Source organism: Bradyrhizobium sp. AUGA SZCCT0431, assembly GCF_018131065.1.
Classification (GTDB): domain Bacteria; phylum Pseudomonadota; class Alphaproteobacteria; order Rhizobiales; family Xanthobacteraceae; genus Bradyrhizobium.
The window spans coordinates 161,372-181,400 of the sequence record NZ_JAFCLR010000004.1; the positions used below are offsets into that span (position 1 = coordinate 161,372).

23 protein-coding genes and 1 pseudogene are annotated in these 20,029 nt (G+C 62.0%); 11 read left to right on the forward strand and 13 right to left on the reverse strand.

Features of this window, described 5'->3' with window-relative positions; all coding sequences use genetic code 11:
* Positions 1-54: 54 nt before the first annotated feature.
* Positions 55-1,443 (forward strand): glutathione-disulfide reductase, encoded by a 1,389-nt coding sequence (gene gor / locus JQ567_RS05190; RefSeq protein ID WP_212437796.1) that lies wholly within the window; start codon positions 55-57, stop codon positions 1,441-1,443.
* Between the two features lie 100 nt (positions 1,444-1,543).
* On the opposite strand, the gene JQ567_RS05195 is transcribed toward gor, so the two are convergent.
* Both JQ567_RS05195 and JQ567_RS05200 read right to left on the reverse strand, forming a co-directional pair.
* Positions 1,544-1,825 (reverse strand): DUF3551 domain-containing protein, encoded by a 282-nt coding sequence (locus tag JQ567_RS05195; RefSeq protein WP_212437797.1) that lies wholly within the window; start codon positions 1,823-1,825, stop codon positions 1,544-1,546.
* A 157-nt stretch (positions 1,826-1,982) separates the two neighbouring features.
* Complete coding sequence (locus JQ567_RS05200; protein WP_212437798.1) at positions 1,983-2,390, reverse strand: cytochrome c family protein; 408 nt, start codon at positions 2,388-2,390, stop codon at positions 1,983-1,985.
* Between the two features lie 83 nt (positions 2,391-2,473).
* On the opposite strand from JQ567_RS05200, the pseudogene JQ567_RS05205 reads away from it, so the two are divergent.
* Positions 2,474-2,697: pseudogene (locus JQ567_RS05205) on the forward strand (glutathione-disulfide reductase); the annotation flags it as partial.
* A gap of 42 nt (positions 2,698-2,739) precedes the next feature.
* On the opposite strand, the gene JQ567_RS05210 reads toward JQ567_RS05205, so the two are convergent.
* Entirely contained in the window at positions 2,740-3,252 is a 513-nt protein-coding gene (locus JQ567_RS05210) for a hypothetical protein (RefSeq protein ID WP_212437799.1), read from the reverse strand.
* 604 nt (positions 3,253-3,856) lie between these two features.
* Here JQ567_RS05210 and JQ567_RS05215 point away from each other — a divergent pair.
* Positions 3,857-4,651: a hypothetical protein gene (locus tag JQ567_RS05215; protein WP_212437800.1), complete on the forward strand. Its 795-nt coding sequence runs from the start codon at positions 3,857-3,859 to the stop codon at positions 4,649-4,651.
* Between the two features lie 557 nt (positions 4,652-5,208).
* On the opposite strand, the gene JQ567_RS38590 is transcribed toward JQ567_RS05215, so the two are convergent.
* The 4 genes from JQ567_RS38590 to JQ567_RS05230 all read right to left on the reverse strand — a co-directional run bounded on the left by JQ567_RS38590 (position 5,209) and on the right by JQ567_RS05230 (position 6,415).
* On the reverse strand, positions 5,209-5,334 hold the full coding sequence (locus JQ567_RS38590) for a hypothetical protein (RefSeq protein ID WP_283816451.1): 126 nt from the start codon (positions 5,332-5,334) through the stop codon (positions 5,209-5,211).
* Positions 5,335-5,351: 17 nt separating this feature from the next.
* Positions 5,352-5,681 carry a hypothetical protein gene (locus JQ567_RS05220; RefSeq protein WP_212437801.1) on the reverse strand — a complete coding sequence of 110 codons (330 nt, stop codon included), beginning with the start codon at positions 5,679-5,681 and terminating at the stop codon, positions 5,352-5,354.
* 241 nt (positions 5,682-5,922) lie between these two features.
* On the reverse strand, positions 5,923-6,150 hold the full coding sequence (locus JQ567_RS05225; protein WP_212031740.1) for a hypothetical protein: 228 nt from the start codon (positions 6,148-6,150) through the stop codon (positions 5,923-5,925).
* 79 nt (positions 6,151-6,229) lie between these two features.
* Positions 6,230-6,415, reverse strand: a complete 186-nt coding sequence (locus JQ567_RS05230; protein ID WP_212437802.1) for a hypothetical protein — start codon at positions 6,413-6,415, stop codon at positions 6,230-6,232.
* A 226-nt stretch (positions 6,416-6,641) separates the two neighbouring features.
* On the opposite strand from JQ567_RS05230, the gene JQ567_RS05235 reads away from it, so the two are divergent.
* Positions 6,642-7,010 (forward strand): PilZ domain-containing protein, encoded by a 369-nt coding sequence (locus JQ567_RS05235; RefSeq protein WP_249165271.1) that lies wholly within the window; start codon positions 6,642-6,644, stop codon positions 7,008-7,010.
* A gap of 243 nt (positions 7,011-7,253) precedes the next feature.
* Here the strand turns inward: JQ567_RS05235 and JQ567_RS05240 are convergent, their stop codons facing one another.
* The 3 genes from JQ567_RS05240 to JQ567_RS05250 form a co-directional block, all read right to left on the reverse strand.
* On the reverse strand, positions 7,254-7,574 hold the full coding sequence (locus JQ567_RS05240) for a hypothetical protein (protein ID WP_212437804.1): 321 nt from the start codon (positions 7,572-7,574) through the stop codon (positions 7,254-7,256).
* Positions 7,575-7,828: 254 nt separating this feature from the next.
* Positions 7,829-8,008, reverse strand: a complete 180-nt coding sequence (locus JQ567_RS05245; RefSeq protein ID WP_212437805.1) for a hypothetical protein — start codon at positions 8,006-8,008, stop codon at positions 7,829-7,831.
* Positions 8,009-8,827: 819 nt separating this feature from the next.
* The gene (locus tag JQ567_RS05250; protein WP_312017349.1) at positions 8,828-9,730 is read right to left on the reverse strand and encodes an alpha/beta fold hydrolase; all 903 of its coding nucleotides are present in this window, start codon (positions 9,728-9,730) and stop codon (positions 8,828-8,830) included.
* Positions 9,731-9,929: 199 nt separating this feature from the next.
* On the opposite strand from JQ567_RS05250, the gene JQ567_RS05255 reads away from it, so the two are divergent.
* Genes JQ567_RS05255 through JQ567_RS05265 form a run of 3 tightly spaced genes read left to right on the forward strand, consistent with a single transcriptional unit; the run spans position 9,930 to position 13,469 of the window.
* Positions 9,930-11,318 (forward strand): class II 3-deoxy-7-phosphoheptulonate synthase, encoded by a 1,389-nt coding sequence (locus JQ567_RS05255; RefSeq protein ID WP_212437807.1) that lies wholly within the window; start codon positions 9,930-9,932, stop codon positions 11,316-11,318.
* A 1-nt stretch (position 11,319) separates the two neighbouring features.
* Entirely contained in the window at positions 11,320-11,673 is a 354-nt protein-coding gene (locus tag JQ567_RS05260; protein ID WP_212207353.1) for a diacylglycerol kinase, read from the forward strand.
* A gap of 44 nt (positions 11,674-11,717) precedes the next feature.
* Positions 11,718-13,469, forward strand: coding sequence for an NAD+ synthase (locus JQ567_RS05265; RefSeq protein ID WP_212437808.1), 1,752 nt, complete (start codon positions 11,718-11,720; stop codon positions 13,467-13,469).
* Here JQ567_RS05265 and JQ567_RS05270 read toward each other — a convergent pair whose 3' ends face one another.
* Positions 13,470-14,672 (reverse strand): DUF2865 domain-containing protein, encoded by a 1,203-nt coding sequence (locus JQ567_RS05270; protein WP_212437809.1) that lies wholly within the window; start codon positions 14,670-14,672, stop codon positions 13,470-13,472.
* A 168-nt stretch (positions 14,673-14,840) separates the two neighbouring features.
* On the reverse strand, positions 14,841-15,149 hold the full coding sequence (locus JQ567_RS05275; RefSeq protein ID WP_212296082.1) for a hypothetical protein: 309 nt from the start codon (positions 15,147-15,149) through the stop codon (positions 14,841-14,843).
* Positions 15,150-15,436: 287 nt separating this feature from the next.
* Here JQ567_RS05275 and cysS point away from each other — a divergent pair, with 287 nt between their 5' ends.
* The 4 genes from cysS (at position 15,437) to JQ567_RS05295 (ending at position 19,578) form a co-directional block, all read left to right on the forward strand.
* Positions 15,437-16,852 (forward strand): cysteine--tRNA ligase, encoded by a 1,416-nt coding sequence (gene cysS / locus JQ567_RS05280; RefSeq protein WP_212437810.1) that lies wholly within the window; start codon positions 15,437-15,439, stop codon positions 16,850-16,852.
* 117 nt (positions 16,853-16,969) lie between these two features.
* Positions 16,970-17,479 carry a GNAT family N-acetyltransferase gene (locus JQ567_RS05285; RefSeq protein ID WP_212207358.1) on the forward strand — a complete coding sequence of 170 codons (510 nt, stop codon included), beginning with the start codon at positions 16,970-16,972 and terminating at the stop codon, positions 17,477-17,479.
* Positions 17,476-19,074: a citramalate synthase gene (gene cimA, locus JQ567_RS05290; protein WP_212437811.1), complete on the forward strand. Its 1,599-nt coding sequence runs from the start codon at positions 17,476-17,478 to the stop codon at positions 19,072-19,074. The genes JQ567_RS05285 and cimA overlap by 4 nt, the downstream gene beginning before the upstream one ends.
* 126 nt (positions 19,075-19,200) lie before the next feature.
* Entirely contained in the window at positions 19,201-19,578 is a 378-nt protein-coding gene (locus JQ567_RS05295; RefSeq protein WP_212437812.1) for a VOC family protein, read from the forward strand.
* A gap of 45 nt (positions 19,579-19,623) precedes the next feature.
* On the opposite strand, the gene JQ567_RS05300 is transcribed toward JQ567_RS05295, so the two are convergent.
* Positions 19,624-20,025 carry a RidA family protein gene (locus tag JQ567_RS05300; protein ID WP_212437813.1) on the reverse strand — a complete coding sequence of 134 codons (402 nt, stop codon included), beginning with the start codon at positions 20,023-20,025 and terminating at the stop codon, positions 19,624-19,626.
* Positions 20,026-20,029: the final 4 nt, after the last annotated feature.

Genomic DNA, 20,029 nt, shown 5'->3' on the forward strand with positions numbered 1-20,029 from the left:
CTTGTTTCTACCTCGCCCCGCTTGCGGGCGAGGGGGAAACGATAAGGGCTGACCATGGCTGAATACGACGTCGATCTGTTTGTCATCGGTGGCGGTTCGGGCGGCGTCCGCGCCGCGCGCATCGCGGCCGGCTACGGCGCCAAAGTGATGGTGGCCGAAGAATACCGGATGGGCGGCACCTGCGTGATCCGCGGCTGCGTGCCGAAAAAACTGTTCGTGATCGGCTCGCATGTCCGTCACGAGATCGAGGACGCCGCCGGCTTCGGCTGGACTATTCCGGAAGTTTCCTTCGACTGGCCCACTTTGGTCGCCAACAAGGACAGGGAGATTGCCCGGCTCGAAGGCATCTACACGACAAACGTCGAGAAGTCCGGCGCGCAGGTGGTGAAGGCCCGCGCGGTGCTGGAAGACGCCCACACGCTGCGCCTGTCCGACGGCAAGCGCGTCACCGCGCAAACCATTCTGGTCGCGACCGGCGGCCGGCCCAACCATGGCGCGGAAATTCCCGGCATCGGGCACGTGATCTCCTCGGACGAGGCGTTCCACCTCACTGAGTTGCCCAAGCGCATCGTGATCCAGGGCGGCGGCTATATCGCGCTCGAATTCGCCGGCATCTTCAAAGGCTACGGCGCCGACGTCACCGTGATCTATCGCGGCGACAACATTTTGCGCGGTTTCGACGAGGACGTCCGCAAGCATGTGCGCGCGGAGATGGAGAAGCAGGGCATCAACATCATCACCGGCTGCACCATCAGCAAGGTCGACAGGCACGGCAAGGAATTCACCACGCACCTGTCGAGCGGATCGAGCATCGCGTCCGACCAGGTAATGTTCGCGATCGGCCGCCATCCCAACGTCGCCAATCTCGGGCTGGAGACCGCGGGCGTCGCGATCAATCCGAAGAACGGCGGCATCGCCGTCGACGCCTGGTCGAAAACGTCGACGCCGAACATCTACGCCATCGGCGACGTCACGCACCGCACCAATTTGACGCCGGTGGCGATCCGCGAGGGCCATGCCTTCGCCGACACCGTGTTCGGCAAGCGCCCGGTGCAGGTCGATCACGCCACCATTCCGACCGCGGTGTTCTCGCAGCCCGAAGTCGGCACCGTGGGCCTGACCGAAGCCGAAGCCCGCGCGCAGTTCAGCCACGTCGATATCTACAAGGCCGATTTCCGCCCCATTAAAGCTACGATGTCCGGCCGCGACACCCGCGTCCTGATGAAGCTCGTGGTCGACGGCACGAGCGACCGCGTGCTCGGCTGTCACATCGTCGGCGAAGCCGCCGCCGAGATCACGCAAGCCGTCGGCATCGCCGTGAAGATGAAAGCGACCAAGGCCGATTTCGACGCCACCATCGCGCTGCATCCGACCGCGGCCGAAGAGCTGGTGACGATGCGGACGCCGACGGCGCGCTATGTGCGGGAAGCGGCGGCGGAGTAACCCGGATGGGCGCGCATGAACCGGCCAGCGGTCCGCGCGCCCCGAGAACGATGCTGTCGACGAGACACCAGTTACTGCCGCGACATTGCTTCACTGCCGCTCAGTATCGGGGTCGATAGTCGCCGCGGTGCTGGAGTGCGAAGGCGTAGTGGGGATTGATCCCGCAATAGGCGTCGGTACCATTAGCGGTGGCCATGCATTGGGCGTAGCTGGAGAACTGGCAATTCCCCGGATAGCCCCATAGGCGCCCTTGCAGGCAGTAGCTATTCCGAACGCTCTCATAAGCCTGGGGACCGTAAACTGGGCCATATGTCTGAGCCCGGGCTTGCCCGCCTGCCAGGGCGATACTCATCGTCAAAATCGTCAAAGCCAAAGTGCGCATTGGAGTTTCCTCGAAGTCGGCACAACACCGGTACACTTGGACCGCCGGCAATATTGATCCAGGTCAATGGTATTCCCGATAGGTTCACACGTGAAGCGAACGCGCATCAGTGCGTAGCCCGGACGAGCGCAGCGAAATCCGGGAACCCTTCAGCCAGTTATTGACCGGCCGTGCCCGACTGCAAGTAAGCAATGATCTTTGCCCGCTCGTCCGCCGATGCGAGACCGCCATACGGCTTCATGGTGTTGCCGGGCACGACCGCATCGGCGTTAGCCATGAAACGCTCGAGCTTGTCGGCGTCCCAGGCGAAGCCTGCCTCCTTCATGGCGCTGGAATAGCCGTAGTCCGGCAGCGATCCTGCCTTCCGCCCCATAATCCGGTGCAGATTTGGGCCTTGCCGGTTATCGCCCTCCTTGACCGTGTGGCAGGTCCGGCACGCATTGTTGAACGCCTGCTGGCCGGCCGCAGCATCCGCGCCTTGCGCCGGTGTTTGCGATGCGGCTGACGACGACAGCATCAGGCACGCCATCCCGCTCAGGGCCAAGGCTGGAACCAGGGCTCGCATGGGCCGTCCTCCGTATTCGTTTCCAACAACGCGCGAGGCCGGGAAGGTTTCCCTGGGCCATGAAGCAATCGGCGGCTCACGACCTGATGAAACTGGTGGTCGATGGCCAGACCGACCGCGTGCGGAGCTACCGCATCGTTGGCGAGGCCGTCGCCGAGATCACGCAGGCCGGAGGCATCGCCGTGAAGATGAAGGCGACCAAGGCTGATTTCGACGCAACCATCGCGCTGCACCGACCGCGGCGGAAGAACTGGTGACGATGCGGACGCCGACGGCGCGGTATGTGAGGGAAGCGACGGCGGAGTAGGCGCGGAGTATCCGCGTCCATAAGCATTGTGCCGATTGCGTGTTAGTCAGGTAACCGTCCATCCGGACCGACGTCTACAGTTACTGCAATCGCCGCGGCAATAGGCCCTGAGCGTCTTCGAAAGAGGATTTCAAGTGCGCTAGTTTGACTATCGTCGAACCTCTGACCCTCAGAGCATCCCAAAAGCATGTCCGCAAAAAAATCCTCGAGCCGCCAACCGCACGTTATGTCACCACTTCCCGAAATCAAACCGTCTACATCGTTCACCGTTGGTGCTTGTCCCTTCCCCTTGTTTGTCAGCATCTTGAACACCGGAGCAAACGGGATCACTCGCTGGCCGAGTGGAGGGTCCTGGGGCCATTTGTAATGCTTGTTTCGGGGTAAGATCAAATGAAGCGGCACGACTGGCGGATTGTAGAAATTGTAATACACAGGCCACCCAGTCTTTTGGACGAAATCCGCAATGCGCGCCTGCTGTTCATCACCTGACGTCAGAGCTTGGTAACGACTATCGACAGTGAAATCATACAGACTACCAACGGAAAGCGGCTTCATGAGTGAATCTCGCTCGGCGATCCTTGCCATTCCGAGCATGTAGTCGTAGTCCTCGTCTGGTCGACAAGGTTGTTTAGCGGGTACAATCTCTTGCTCTGTAAGAGAGCGACTTTCCGCCTAACTATTTTTCCGTGTTGTTGAAAGAAGATGAAGACGCCAATGTCTGCAATCTCCCAACGCCTCCAGTGAGCCAGCCCGCCCAAGTAATGTGTATCGATCTGGATTGCCCAGCCCGACTTGAGCATCATTGGCGCTGCAAAGTGCGTCAGATGCTCTATAAAGGACATGTCTAGGCTAGGTTCTGGCGCGTTCGGCACATTATGAATCTTGGCTGCAATTTCCCGGTTCACATCCGCAAATATTCCTCGAAACCACTCAATTACATCTGTTGGAATCATCTTACGTCCCTCTCCCTAACATCCTATGGTAGATGAATGCCGGAAGATCGCCAAGCGGCAGCGCGTAGGGCGGATTGAGCCGAAGGCGTAATCCGCCGTTCATCGATGCTATGCGGCGTTACGCTTCTAAAACCCGCCGACGATTTGTAACTAATTGGCGACTACTTATATAGTTTCCGTCAACCCGGTCGCCACGCGTCAAAACAATGTCCGAATTCCCCATTGCTGAAAGACTTCATAAGAACGCGGGCATTCATTGTGCAACGCTCGCCGTCACTCAGAACGTCGTTATTGGGCCGGGGTGGCTGCAGTTGGCGCAGCCCGACGCGGCCCTTCGCAATGGCACGCTGACCTTTGTGAAATCTGGCAGCCGCACATTCTGTATCACCTGCGCACATGTGGTCCAGCACTACCGTGATGTGCTAGCCGCCAGCGGCGATCCACATAGCCACACCATGAGAACAATGCTTAACGGCTTCCACGTGATCTTTGACTGCTTCATTCAGCCGAGCACTCATCAGGGCGAATCTCTCCCCGACGTTGCTATCCGCGAGATCAATCCTGACCACATTGCTCATATCGGCAAAGAGGCAATCGACCTCGACGTCATGAAAGAGCCGCCCGATGACATCCGGCACGCTTACGCGGTAGGGTTTCCCGAGAAACTGAAGTATCACAAGCACGAAGACGCGTCGGGCTACCGTGTGTCATTGCCGCAGATAGAGATCCTAGCCGAATTGCCGCGTCGGCCTGAGAGACGATTCTCGATGTTTTCTAATTTGGAGGAGAAGCCCGCTCTCGATATTGACTACTCCGGTATGAGCGGAGGGCCCATCTTCTGGTCGACGGAACACGAATACGGCATCCTCGGGATAATTTACGAAGGCGGCCCCGGCGAAGGCAATCAGACGATTTTTGTATACGGCGAGATCGCCACGCCTGCTGTAATTAGGAACTGGATTTCACAGTGTCCTGCTCGTCCCGTTCTTCATAGCGCGTAGGCGGATTGAGTAATCGCCGTTCGCGATCACAAGATGGCGGGTTACGCCTTCGGCTTAAACCCGCCCTACCATTCGCCTCACATGGATGTGTCGCTACTTCGTATCCCGCGACGACCTTCTCCGGAAAGCCAAGGCCTCCGGGCCCCACATCCTGATCATCACGACCGCGCAGGAGGCGATGCCGACGAACGCGAGCATGACGGTGAGGGCGATTTCCATGGTACGTGCATAAATGATTTGCAGGTGATTTGTCTTCCGTATCACTACGGTGTCATTGCGTTTCCCTGCATCGACGCTTTGGCGTTGCCGGCCTGCAATCCCTAAACGCAGTCAGGCGTTCGGGGCGTTCCTGCAGTCTTCCGCCCGAAACCGGCCCGCAAGGAAAGAATTCTGGTTTCAGTGCGGCCGCTATTTCGCCCGCATGGTGCGGCGCGAGGATGCGTCCGGGCGCTGGGCGCAATGGCTCAGCGATCGCTGGGGTGGTCAAGGCGCTCAACCTCCCGGGATTCCGCGGGAGCGAAGCGGCTGCTTTTTTGGGCAGCGCCTATTTCGTGCGCTTAACGCGCGGGTGGCTTGGGGACATGCCGGTCGACGACGACGGAGTCGGGATGCGAGACGATGGTCATGAACCAGATCGAGCTGACGACCAGCGACCAGAACGTATTCCAGTAAACCCAATTCATTGGTGCTTCCAATCCATCTAGGGCTTCCGGGTCCGAACGCGGCTCAGGCTGTTCGCAACAAAGTCTTCGAGATGCGCCGGCACCGGAGCCCCCTCAATATCACAGCGGCACTGAATTTCCTCTGCGACATTTTTGGAGATGTCGGCGGTCCAGTGTTCGAGCGTGTTGAAGGCGTAGATTCCGACCGGGTTGTTGAAGCGCGCCAGCATCAGGTCGTTGATCACGGTATCGAGATCGGGGCGCTCGATCGGATTCTGAAGCTGCAAATCCCTGGGACCGAACGTGTCCATCACCAGATAGAGCGTTTGATCGGCGCCATAGGGCACGGTTAACGGCAATCCGGTCATGGCCTGGGCACTCCGTGGAACGCTGATTCAAGTTTGAATCGAAGCGTTGGTTCCAGCGGCGAGCGCAGCACCTTCGTCTAATTTTTCGCTGACATGGTTGATGACAACGGCGATGCCCGGCCGGGCGTCGGCTCAACGCCAGAAATGTGAGGCAGCAGGTAGCCCGGATGAGCAACGCGACATCCGGGTCTTGGTCCCCGCATATCGCGGTGCTCATGCGGGCGGCTGTCGGCAGGTGGGCTCAGGAGACCAGCGACAACAGGCGCTCTTCTTTGAACCGCTTGTAGGCGTCGATAGCCCGGTTCGCGAGCATCAGCTTTCGCGTTTCGCCGCGCCGGATCAGGGTCTCGACGGCATCCGTCAGGAAGCGCGCCGCGACTTCGGGATCGCCGAGTTCGCCGGTCCCCTCGAGATAATCCCAGGCGATCTGGATCGAATTTTCCATCAGCAATGGCAATGGTTCGGTCATGGAAATAAAACTCCCTAGGGCACCATCAGTTCCGCAACGCGGCGGCAGCGTGGGATATCCACGCCGCGCCGCGCCGGGGTTACGGCCTCGGGCCGTAGCTGCTGACCTTGCCGTTGATGTCGAAGGTGAAGGTTAATCCGAGGAACGACAATTGACCGCCGCGGGCGTCGATCACGTCGGGGTTCTTGGTGCCGGGCGTCCACTTCATGCCGCCGCTCACGGCGTCGAGTTCGATTGCGTTGAGTTCGCGATTGACGGTGTTCATGTCAGTCTCCATTCATTGGTGGCAAAGCCACTTGCGATGGTGATGGAAGAACCACAGCGGCCGGTCCGCGACCGTGACCGACGTCACAATGCCGGCCGCCCAGATGGCGCGCGGCTGCAAATCCGTAAAGTTCGATTCAATGCGCCGTTAAAGCGCTAAGGGAACCTTACGGCCCTAGCTTCAAGTTGGTGGCTTGCTGATCCGCAACGGATGGTCACCCGTGACGATGGATGCACTGAAGACGAAGGTTGTGCGCGAGCCGCGCCGGCAGCTGCACAAGCAGCCGGCCTGGATGACGGTCGACGATGGCCTCACCAACCGCGAATGCTTCGTGCTCGATGTATCGCCGGGCGGCGCAAGGATCGTGACCGATGTCGCGATCGATGTCCGCGACAAATTCGGATTGGCGCTGGTGCGCGATCGCCCAAAGCACCAGTCCTGCGAAGTCGTCTGGCGCCGCGGCAAGACCTACGGCGTCAAGTTTTTGAGCGCCGGCAAAGCAGGCGCAGGGCCGATCAACGACCTTTCTGCCGCAGAGCCCCATGCGCAGGCGGACCTGTTCGATACAGCTCAGCGCGTGAAGGCGGAAGCCTGACCCGCCTTGCGGACCTTCGTCATTCCCGATGCGCAATTGCGCATCAGAGAATCCATCAGGCCGACGCGCTGTCGCCCGATGGATTCCGGGCCCTCGCTTTGCGAGTCCTCAGACGCGCAATTGCGCATCGGGGAATGACGGAAGCTGATTTCCGGGCGAAGTGCGAAATCTTGCCACGCGCAAAACGAAGGCCCGACACTTTGGGTGCCGGGCCTCCGCGTCACGTCGCTCTCGCGAGCGAGCCTATTTCTTCTTGGTGGCGCTGCCCGTGGTCTGCTGACTCGGCGCGTGCTCCGATGCGCCCGGTGCCGTCGATTTCTTGGCAGCCTTCATCTTGTGACCCGGCGCGTGTTCCGATGCGCCCGGTGCCGTCGATTTCTTGGCAGCCTTCATCTTGTGACCGGGCGCGTATTCCGACGCGCCCGGAGCCGTTGATTTCTTGGCACCCTGCATCTGATGGCCCGGTGAGCTATCCGACGCGCCGGGCGATTTGGTTCCGGATTGCGCAAAGGCGGACGAGGCCAACGCGAGCGACGCCGCGACGATCAGGGATTTCTTGAACATCGTGTTCTCCTCCTGGCTATCGGCAATCAATGCGTGGCGCGCGCGCATGTTCCACTTTTTCCCGAATGGATATTCCGGGATGAAGGGAATAATTCGCCGGCAATGTTGATGAATGGATGTTTATCCCTGGCGCAAACGCTTCGCGTTTGTCGCAGGCCATGAGGACAGAGAACTCCTGAAAGCGGAGTCCGGATGCTCCGCCGGGTCGCGCGAACGCGCGCCCGATGACAGGCACATCCGTGACGTCAACCAGGTCAGCAAATGTTCCTGGTGGAGGTCTTCATCATCCAGGGAAAGTAATTTTCCTTGAGCCATTCGATGGTGGCCCGATCGATACGCGGCTTGCCGCCCGACACGGCGTCCAATTCCGCAGCCGTGAATTCTACGGCGTTGATTTCCTGCGTCTGCTTTGTTCCCATTTTCGGAGCGTTCATGTTTCCCTCCTTGGTGATCCCCTCGCGGGCTCGGTCGTGGAAATAGGCGGCCAGAATGGTGTTTGGCTGTGACGATTATCACATTGCAGCGACAAATCAGCCCGACGGCCGCGCCCCGGCGTAGCCTTGGCGAAGTCGAGGCAAGTCAGTTCTGTTTATCGGAAATCGTGTCAAGCCCCGAAATAAAAAATATTTCGCTTTTCCAGAAGATAAAATCAGGGCATATTTCTCGCTATCCCGTCCCACTCAGAGGGCGTCGGCCGTCGTCACGGACGTTGGACGGGTTGCGGTGGACGCCGATGTTGCGAAGACGTAACGCGACAGAGGCGTACGGCGAAGGCGCGTGGTCCTGACACCCCGTTGCTGGTGTCAAGTTCCTGGGAAGCCAAAAGCTGATCAGGGGCGACGGTGGCAAGAAAGCCCGTTCACCGGGGAGATCGCGTTATAAGCCGTAAAGCCATTGCGCAGGGAAGGCCGGGTGTTCTCCGCTGCCCTGTATGCTCGTGTGCACTTTGTTTTGTGCAAACCGCACGCGAGACCGCGGGTGCAGCGCGCACCCGGTCTTCCCTGCGCCCTCAGTTTGAGAGGGCGGGAAGTTTCTGGCAAAGCTCGGACGCTATGGGTCGCGAGAATGCAAAGCTGCGTTTGGACCTCGGTGCAGCGACAATCATCGCTGTCGTCCCGGCCTTGAGCTCAGATGCGCAATTGCGCATCGGGGGACCCATAACCACAGGAAGAAGTTTTGCGGATGGTCTCTGCTACCGAGCCTTCACCGAGAGATCACGCGGTATGGGTCCCGGCGTTCGCCGGGACGACATCCTACTCCGCCGCTTCAATCCATTCCGCCGCTCCGCGCCACAGCGTGTCGCGATGTTCGGGGCGGAAGAAACCAAAATGGCCGATCCGGCTGGCGCCGGTGTCCTTTGGTGTCACCGTGATGATCTCGGGTTTTGCGGCCGTAAATCCCGAGCACAGCAACTCCACCGCCGGCCGCGTCGCCCAGGGATCGTCCGACATGCACAGCGCGCGCAACGCGCCTTTGTAGTTCGGAAAATTTTGCAAGGCCGCCAGATTCTTGTCGTCGAACATGTAGCGCGGGCTCATCACCCAGGAGACCCATTGCAGGAATACATCCTTCGGCATGTCCATGCCGAGCCCGAGCCAGCCCGGCGTGTAGCCGAACGCGCGGGTGAGGGGGACCGCGAAATTGAGCATCGCATAGACGCGATAGCGCTCGGGCATCGCGATCAGTTTCCAGGTGCCGGCTTGGGCTGCGATAAACAGCGCGCGCGAGATCTCGGTGTTGTTGGGCAGCAAGCCCAGCGCCTGGCCGCCAAAGGAATGCCCGACATAGGCGAAGGGGAGCGCCTTGTAGCGCTCGCGCATCCAGGCCACCGCGGAGGTGACATCCTGCGCCGCCCAGTCCGACATCGAGGCGTTGAAGCCGACCAGCGATTTCGGCTGGTTGTAGCCGGTCATCGACTTCTGCCGCGAGTCGCCGGTGCCGCGGTAGTCATAGGTCAGCACCGCGCAGCCGCGCTTGGCGAGGTAGCCGGCAAAGCCGCGATAGACCTTGCGGTGGACCGCGGTCGCCGAATTGATCAGCACGGCGTGGCGCTTGGGCCCGCGCGGCAAAAACAGCGTAGCCCCCAGCGGATAGCCATCCGCCGCGGGAAGCGTGATATCGTCGATGAATACGTCGTCCAGCCCCAGCTCGGCCACCCGCGATTTCCTTCTCGCTTTTTCGCGATTTGCCCTAACAAATGCGAATTCGGCTTTTGCTGCAAGGGCTTGACGGGGCAAGCCCGCAAGGTCTTGACGGGGCAGGTGGAAATCTAATGGCGGTTGGCCATCGCCCTGTGTATAACCCGGCCCTTCGTAACCGCGGGTAAGTCGCGGTTTTTGCTCAGGAGTTAACGTCATGTCCGAGCGGTGGACACCCGATAGCTGGCGCGCCAAACCGGTGCTGCAGATGCCCGATTATCCCGATGCCAAGGTGTTGGCTGATGTCGAGGCGCAGTTGGCTACCTTTCCGCCGCTGGTGTTCGCCGGTGAAGCCCGCAATTTGAAGAAATCGCTGGCGCGCGTCGCCGCCGGCGAAGCCTTCCTGCTGCAGGGCGGCGATTGTGCCGAGAGCTTTGCCGAGCACGGTGCCAACAACATCCGCGACTTTTTCCGCGTGCTGCTGCAGATGGCCGTCGTTCTCACCTACGCCGGCGCGCTGCCGGTCGTGAAGGTCGGCCGCATCGCCGGACAGTTTGCTAAACCGCGCTCGTCGAACACCGAGAAGATTGGCGGGGTCGAGCTGCCGAGCTATCGCGGCGACATCATCAACGACATCGCGTTCACCCCCGAGGCGCGCATCCCCGATCCGCAGCGCCAGTTGATGGCCTATCGGCAGTCGGCGGCGACGCTCAACCTGCTCCGTGCGTTTGCGACCGGCGGCTTTGCCAATCTCGGCAGTGTGCATCAGTGGATGCTGGGCTTCCTGAAGGACTCGCCGCAGTCACGCCGCTACAAGGAACTGGCAGATCGTATTTCGGACGCGCTGAATTTCATGCGCGCCTGCGGCCTCGATCTCGAAAGCCATCCGGAGCTTCGCGCCACCGATTTCTACACCAGCCACGAGGCGCTGCTGCTGGGCTACGAGCAGGCCTTTACCCGCGTCGACTCCACCACCGGCGACTGGTACGCGACGTCGGGCCACTTCATCTGGATCGGCGACCGCACCCGCCAGCTCGACCACGGCCATGTCGAATATTTCCGCGGCATCAAGAACCCGATCGGCCTGAAATGCGGCCCGTCGCTCAAGCCCGATGAACTGCTGAAGCTGATCGACATCCTCAATCCTGACAACGAGCCGGGACGGCTGACGCTGATCAACCGCTTTGGTTCGGACAAGGTCGGCGATCATCTGGCGCCGTTGATCCGCGCGGTGCAGCGGGAAGGGCGCGTCGTGGTCTGGTCGTGCGATCCGATGCACGGCAACACCATCAGCTCCAGTTCAGGCTACAAGACCCGCCCGTTCGACCGGATATTGTCGGAAGTGAAGTCGTTCTTCGCCATCCATCAGGCGGAAGGCACCCATGCCGGCGGCATTCACCTTGAAATGACCGGGCAGGACGTCACCGAATGCATCGGCGGCGCCCGCGCCATCACCGACGAGGACCTCAACGACCGCTATCACACGGTCTGCGATCCCCGTCTGAACGCCGAACAATCGATCGACATGGCCTTTCTGATCGCCGAACTGCTCAAGCAGGAACGCGCCGGCAAGGTCAAACCGATGCCGGCCGTAGCGGGTTTCTGACTTGCTGCGACTCTGGCGCGCCACGATCAATACGCGTAACGGCCTCGCTTTTGCGATCCGGTCGGAGCAGGCCGTCCGCGAGGAACTGTTTGCGCTGGCGCTGTCGGTGCCGCTGGCCTGGCTGGTCGGCGCCAGCGTGATGCGCCGGGTGGAACTGGTCGCGGCGGTGGCGTTCGTCCTCGTCGTCGAGATCCTCAACACCGCGATCGAAAAGCTCGCCGACCGGCTCACCACCGACCATGATCCGCAGATCGGGCGGGTCAAGGACATGGGATCGGCCGCGGTCGGCGTGGCGCTGTTGATGTCCGGCGCGTTCTGGCTGTTTGCCATCGCCGAACGCATAGGCGCGTTCTAAAGGCGGCGATTGAAGTTTCGGCGTGTGCAGGGCACCATTGGCGTATGAGCGAACCGAAATTCACAATTACGCTAGCGCAGTTGAACCCGACCGTGGGCGATGTCGCGGGCAACGCCGCGAAAGCGCGCGCCGCGCGTGAGCAGGCGAAAGCCGATGGCGCTGATCTGCTTGTGCTGCCGGAATTGTTCATCACCGGCTATCCGCCGGAAGACCTGGTGCTGAAACCGGCGTTCCAGGCGGCTTGCCGCTCGGCGATCGAGGAACTGGCGCGCGAGACCGCGGGTGGTGGTCCGGCTGTCCTGATCGGCACGCCCTGGGTCGAGGACGGCAAGCTCTATAACGCCTGCGCGCTGCTCGATGAGGGCCGCATCGCCGCGCTTCGTTTCAAGGCCAATCTACCGAACTACGGCGTGTTCGACGAAAAGCGCCTGTTCGCACGCGGGCCCGCCGCGGGGCCGGTGACGGTGAAGGGAGTTCGAGTCGGCGTTCCCATCTGCGAGGACATCTGGCTCGAAGAGTCAGAAGAGTATGAAAACGTCGTCGAGTGCCTCGCCGAGACCGGCGCAGAAATTCTGGTGGTGCCGAACGGCTCGCCATACGCGCGCGACAAGAACGATCTGCGGCTGTCGATCGCGGTCGCGCGTGTCACCGAGAGCGGGTTGCCGCTGGTGTATCTGAACCAGATCGGCGGGCAGGACGAACTGGTGTTCGACGGCGCATCGTTCGCGCTCAACGCCGACCTTTCGGTCGCGACGCAAATGCCGGCGTTCGAGGAAAACATCACGACGCTGATTTGGACCAAGGGCGCCGACGGCTGGCGCTGTAATGGACCGGTGGTGCCGCTGATCGAGGGCGACAAGGGCGATTACGCGGCGTGCGTGCTGGGCCTGCGCGATTACGTTCGCAAGAACGGCTTTCCCGGTGTGCTGCTCGGCGTCTCCGGCGGCATCGACTCGGCCTTGTGTGCGGCGATCGCGGTCGATGCGTTGGGTGCGGAGCGTGTCCGCGGCGTAATGCTGCCGTTTCGGTTCACCGCGCAGGTCTCGCTCGACGATGCGGCAAAGCTCGCGACTGCATTGGGCTTCCGCTACGAGGTGTTGCCGATTGCGGACGCCGTGAACGGGTTCGAGAAAATCCTGTCCGGCACTTTCGCCGGCCTGCCGCGCGACATCACCGAGGAAAATCTGCAGGCGCGCACCCGCGGCACGCTGCTGATGGCGATTTCGAACAAGACCGGCGCGATGGTGGTCACGACAGGCAACAAATCGGAAATGTCGGTCGGCTACGCCACGCTCTATGGCGACATGAACGGCGGCTTCAACCCGATCAAGGACATCTACAAGACCGAAGTGTTCCGCCTGTCGAGCCTGCGCAATGAATGGAAGCCGGAAGGCGCGCTGGGCCCGTCGGGCGAGGTCATTCCGGTCAACATCATCGTCCGCCCGCCGACCGCGGAGTTGCGCGAGAACCAGACCGACCAGGATTCGCTGCCGCCCTACGAGATACTCGACGGCATCTTGGAACGGCTGGTCGAACGCGAGGAGCCGCTGGCTTCCATCATAGCGGCGGGTTTCCCGGCCGATGTGGTGACGCGGATCGACCGGCTGCTCAACATCGCTGAATACAAGCGCCGGCAGGCGGCGCCGGGCGTCAAGGTCACGGAAAAGAATTTCGGCCGCGACCGCCGCTATCCCATCACCAACCGCTTTCGCGACAACGGCAAGGCGTTGCCGGCGCCCGACGAGAAACTGGTCGCCCGCGCAGGGCGCGCTTCGGCGGATGTGTTCGACGGCTAATTACTGTTTCGGCGGGATGAAGGTCGGCCCGACGGTGCGGATCGGCTTCTTCTCGTCCGTCGCGCCGGTTGACTCGGCGGCAGGCGCCGGAGTTGCAGGAGCGGGCGCGGCGGCCGTCGTGCCTGCGGGGGCCGTGCCCTTCTTGGCGACGGGGGCCGTCTTCTGCTGAGGCATCGCGCGCTGCTGCATCCTCTTCGCGCTCTCTTCGGTGACGATGATGTCGCCCTGCTGTTCGGCGGCGGCTTTCTCGTCGATCGATTTCAGCGCATCCGACCAGGTCTGGCCCGCGGCCTTGCAGGCGCAGGACGGGTTGAACTCGGTGCGAAATTTGAACGCATTGGGCAGCGACGAGTAAGGCTGGCCGCTGACCGAGACCGCCTGGTTGATGTCTTCGCCGGGATTACGATAGGTGAACAGCGATGCTTCCGTTGCCGGGCACAGCGCCTTGCAGGTCTTCTCATCGTCCTGGAAGCGCGCCTGGTAGGTGGCGAACGAGACCGGGAAATAGGCGCCGTCGCAGGTGCGGACGCAGACCGTGCGGAACGTGCCGGATGGCGCACCGAGATCGGCGCTCGGCGGAGGGATGGTGTTGTTGCCGAACAGATTGTCGATGAAGCTGCCCCCGCTGCGCGCGGCAGCGGCGTATTGCGGGCCGCAATTGTTCTGCGCGAGCGCCGTCAGCACCGAACGGCGCTGGTTTTCGCGGTCGGCGCCGCCGATGCCGCCTGAGCGCAAACGCTCGAGGCTGGTCGTCATCTGCTCGAGATTGCCGCGCATCTGCTGGATCTGGTTATTGACCGGTCCGCATTGTGCGGACTGGCCGTTGAACAGCGAGAAGAAGCCGGAGCTTTCGCAGCCCATCCGCTTCGCTTGCATCGTGACGCGGTCAAGCTCGGCCTGCTGTTTGGTTGCCGCTTCCTGATAGCGGCGGATTTGTTCTTCCTTGGCAGGATCGCCGCCGCTGGCACCGCGGTCGACGGCCGCCAATTGTCCTTCAAGCCGGATGCAGATCGGGTTGGCTTGCGCGCCCTGTTGCTGTGGAGGCGGCGCTGCTCCGGGGGGCATCTGTGCGAGCGCGTCCATGTTGGATTGTGCGGGATCGGCTTGTGCGACCGCAGCCGAATTCGTCGCGGCGATGCCAGCAAGCAGCACGGCGCAGGTCAAAATCCAACGGGAGAAGGGAGCAGTTAGCGTCAGGGGCATATCCAGCCATCAGAAACGAATCCACGCGGCTTTATAGCCGAAAAGGCGCGGCCAAGGCGGCATGGTGCGGCCAAGGCCGCATCCCATAGCCGCTTCTCGGGGCAGCGTCACGTCGTTTCCGCGGCGCCGGTGTGGCAATGCGGCAACGGCCCGCCGCGGCGATCCGGCTCAGCGCTGGCAGGTAATGGCGACGTATTCGTCGCAGCCGCTGCCACTACATTTGTCGTTTCCGCCCCTCGGAACCGATCCGGTGATTTCATCGGGATCGACGCGGCGGTAGGCGGTGGCGGAAGCAAATTCGCGTGACTGGCAATAGGAGCGGGCGGCATGGGCGCCGCATTTGTCACCTTTGGCGAGGCACTGGTCGATGCCGTAGCCGTCGGCCTGATTGGCAATGATGAAAACGCGGCTGTCGCCATAAGCGGCCGAGGCGGTGAGCAGGAATGCGCTGGTAAAAAATGCTGCTGAAATTCGCATGGGGCACCCAATAAGGAAACGGGATCGCCCCTCTCAGATAAGCCCAAAGTCTTAACAATGATTAACCATGAGCCGGTTGCCGGGCGTTTAGCGGCGAATTTGGCTCAAAAACGGCCGCAGGCGGGCCTTGACGTCATCCCCCGGGCTGGGACATGGTGGAACCATGAACGGTTTCCTCGCCATCTGCAGCATTTGCCGCGAGATTATTAGCTAGCGATTCGCTGGCTGAGGCCGTCTTTTCTCAAAATGAGATCACTGGACGCCCGGCCGTAAGGTACGGGATACCCATGCAATTACGACTCTACGATACGTTGACCAAGGAGAAGCGGCCGTTCACGCCGCTCGATTCCGATAACGTCCGCATGTATGCGTGCGGACCGACGGTCTATGACTTCGCCCATATCGGCAACGGTCGCGCCGCGATCGTGTTCGACGTGCTGTTCCGCGTGCTGCGCCATCGCTATGGCGCTGATCATGTGACCTATGTACGCAACATCACCGACGTCGACGACAAGATCAACGTGCGCGCCGCGCGCGACTATCCCGGCGTGCCGCTGAACGAGGCGATCCGCAAGGTCACGGAAACCACCTATCAGCAGTATCAGGACGACGTCACCGCGCTCGGCTGCTTGGCCCCGACCGTGCAGCCGCGTGCGACCGAGCATATCCCGGAGATGCGGGCGATCATCGAGAGACTGGTTGCCGGCGGCTTTGCCTATGCCGCCGAAGACCACGTGCTGTTCTCGCCGCAGGCGATGAATGCCGCAAATTCGGTGATGCCGCGCTATGGCGCATTGTCGAGGCGCTCGCTCGACGAGATGATCGCGGGCGCACGCGTCGACGTCGCGCCTTACAAGCGCGACAACACCGACTTCGTGCTGTGGAAGCCGTCGAAGCCGGGCGAGCCGTCGTGGCCGTCGCCGGCCGGCATCACCGTGGAAGGCCGCCCGGGCTGGCACATCGAATGCTCGGCGATGGCCTGGAAACATCTCGGCGAGAAATTCGACATCCATGGCGGCGGCATCGACCTGGTGTTTCCGCACCATGAGAATGAACTGGCGCAGACCTGCTGCGCCTTTCATTCCGACCGCATGGCTGAGGTCTGGATGCACAACGGATTCCTGCAGCTTGAGAGCGAGAAGATGTCGAAGTCGCTCGGCAACTTCTTCACGATCCGCGAGATGCTGGCCGATTGGCCGGGCGAGGTGCTGCGCTTGAGCATGCTCAAGACGCATTACCGGTCGCCGCTCGACTGGACAACCAAGGGGGCGGAAGAAAGCGCCAGGACACTCGACGATTGGTACGCCGTCGCAGCCGACGCCGACGCCGGTGAGCCGTCGCCGGCCCTGACCGAAGCGCTCTATGATGACCTCAACACGGCGCAGGCCATGGCGGTCTTGCACGGCCTTCGCAATGCAGCGGCGTCCGGGGGGAAGCGCGAACGCGGTGAGTTCGCCGCGTCCCTTCGGCTGCTCGGATTCCTGTCCGTGAGCGCGGCCGACTGGAAGGGACGCAAGCAGCAGGCGAGCGGCATCGATGCAGAGCAGGTCGATCGGCTGATCGCTGACCGCGCCGCCGCGCGGGCGCGAAAGGACTTCAAGGAGTCCGATCGGATCCGCGACGAGCTCGCCGCGATGGGCGTTGTCATCAAGGACGGCAAAGACGCCGATGGCAAACCCGTGACCACCTGGGAGATTGCGTGATGACCAGACCCGATACGCCTTTCCCAAAGCACTGGCGCTACTACATCTTCATCAAATGGGCGGTGATCGTCGCGGCGGTCGTGCTCGTGCTGAGATTGTTCGGAGTGTTTTGACGCGATGGGACAGTCGTTGCCCAAACCTGCACTACGGCCGTTCCTCGCGGCGGATACCCCTGTTGTGGCGGCGATCTTCGTTGCCGCGATCCAGGAATTGACCGGGGACGATTACGGCGAGGCGCAGCAGGAAGCCTGGGCGTCGGCGGCCGATGATGAGGAACAGTTCGGCAAGAAGCTGGCCGGTGAATTGACCCTGATCGCGACGCTGCAGAATTCACCGGTCGGGTTCGCTTCGCTCAAGGGCGCCTCGCATATCGAGATGCTCTACGTGCACCCGAGTGCGGTGGGGCAGGGCGTCGGCGCGATGCTGTGCGATGCGCTGGAAAAGCTCGCCGGTGGGCGCGGCGCCAAGATTCTTACCGTTGACGTCAGCGACAACGCGCAGGAATTCTTCCTGAAGCGCGGTTACGTCGCCATGCAGCGCAACACCGTCACCATCAACGGTGAATGGCTCGCCAATACCACGATGCAGAAGACGCTGGCCGAGGCCGCGCCGGGAGCGCCACAATGAGCCGCGAACGCCTTTATCTGTTCGACACCACGCTGCGCGACGGCGCGCAAACCAACGGCGTCGACTTCACGCTGCATGACAAGCAGATCATCGCCGGCATGCTCGACGAACTCGGCATCGACTATGTCGAAGGCGGCTATCCCGGCGCCAATCCGACCGATACCGAATTTTTTGCGACCAAGCCGAAGCTCGACCATGCGCGCTTCACCGCGTTCGGCATGACGCGCCGTCCCGGCCGCTCGGCTTCCAACGATCCGGGGCTTGCAGCGCTGATCGAGGCAAAGGCCGATGCGATCTGCTTTGTCGCGAAAGCCTCGGCCTATCAGGTGCGCGTCGCGCTCGAGACCACGAATGAGGAAAACCTCGCCTCGATCCGCGACAGCGTGAGTGCTGCCAAGGCCGCCGGCCGCGAGGTGATGGTGGATTGCGAGCACTTCTTCGACGGCTACAAGGAGAATTCCGAGTTCGCGCTGGCCTGCGCCAAGGCGGCTTACGAGTCCGGCGCGCGCTGGGTCGTGCTGTGCGACACCAATGGCGGCACCATGCCGCATGAAGTCGAGACCATCGTCGGCGACGTGATCAAGCAGATTCCCGGCGGTAACGTCGGCATCCACGCCCATAACGACACCGAGCAGGCGGTCGCCAACTCGCTCGCGGCGGTGCGCGCCGGGGCGCGGCAGATCCAGGGCACGCTGAACGGGCTCGGCGAGCGCTGCGGCAATGCCAATCTCTGTTCGCTGATCCCGACCCTGCGGCTGAAGAACGAATTTTCGGACACCTTCGAGATCGGGGTTACCGATGAAAAGATGGCGACCTTGATGAAGGTGTCGCGGACGCTCGACGACATGCTGAACCGCGCGCCGAACCGCCACGCCGCCTATGTCGGCGAAAGCGCCTTTGTGACCAAGACCGGCATCCACGCCTCCGCTGTCATGAAGGACCCGCGCACCTATGAGCACGTGCTGCCCGAACTGGTCGGCAACCATCGCAAGGTGCTGGTGTCCGATCAGGCCGGCCGCTCCAATGTGATGGCCGAACTCGACCGCGCCGGCATTCCGTACGAGAAGAGCGATCCGAAGCTGGCGCGGCTGGTCGAGGAGCTGAAGGAGCGCGAGGCGGCCGGTTACGCCTACGAATCCGCCAATGCGTCGTTCGATCTGTTGGCGCGGCGCACGCTCGGGCGGGTGCCGGAATATTTCCGGGTCGAGCAGTTCGACGTCAATGTCGAGCAGCGCTACAATTCCAACGGCCAGCGCGTCACGGTGGCGCTCGCGGTGGTGAAGGTCGATGTCGCCGGCGAGCGGCTGATCTCGGCCGCGGAGGGCAACGGCCCCGTCAACGCGCTCGACGTCGCGCTGCGCAAGGACCTCGGCAAATACCAGAAATACATCGAAGGCCTGAGGCTGATCGACTACCGCGTCCGTATCCTCAATGGCGGCACGGAGGCGGTGACGCGGGTGCTGATCGAGAGCGAGGATGAAAACGGCGATAGCTGGATCACAGTCGGCGTGTCGCCCAACATCATCGACGCTTCGTTCCAGGCGCTGATGGATTCGGTGGTCTACAAGCTGGTGAAATCAGGCGCGCCGGTGTGAGGCCAGATTGTCATTCCGGGGCGATGCGAAGCATCGAACCCGGAATCTCGAGATTCCGGGTCTGGTCCTTCGGACCATCCCGGAATGACGGATAAAATTCGGCGCACCGATGGGGAGAAATCTCGTATGCTCGATCACGTCTCCGTCGGAGTTGCCGATCTCGAACGCGCGGCGCGCTTCTATGAAGCGACACTTGCCGCGCTCGGCCTGACGCGGCTGGTGACGCGCCCCGCGACCATCGGCTTCGGCAAAACCTATTCCGAATTCTGGATCAATCTGCGTGCCGGCATGCCGCCGGTCGCGCCGGAGAGCGGCGTCCATATCTGCCTACGCGCGCGCTCCACTGAAGCTGTCGATGCCTTCCACGCCGCGGCGCTGAGCGCCGGCGGCCGCTCCGACGGCGCGCCGGGCCTGCGTCCGCACGACCGCGTGAAATACTACGCGGCGTTTGTGATCGATCCCGACGGCAACCGCATCGAGGCGGTGACATTTCCCGATTTGTAGCAAGGATCAGAAGCCAGGCAGCGATTGCGACGAAGGGCCGTCGACCTAGTCGACGACGGCGACGGCCTCGATCTCGACGAGCCACTCCGGCAGTGCGAGCGCGGACACGCCGACGAGCGTGCTCGCCGGTGGCGTACCTTTCGCGAAGAACGGTGCCCGCGCTTTGCCGACGATGGCCCGATGCTCGGGTTTGTAGTTCACGACGTAGGTGGTGATCTTCACAACGTCGCTGAAGTCAGCGCCAGCTGCGGCAAGGGCGAGCCCGACATTGCGCATCACCTGTTCGGTTTGCGCGGCCAGATCCCCGGCGCCGACCAGTTCGCCGCGCTCATCGATAGACACCTGTCCCGCCGTGTAGATCGTGCGCGTCCCGGTGGCTGCGACGACTTGCGAGAAGGCCGCATTGTGCAGCAGTCCTTGCGGGCGAGGGTGCTCCAGCGTGCTCATGCCC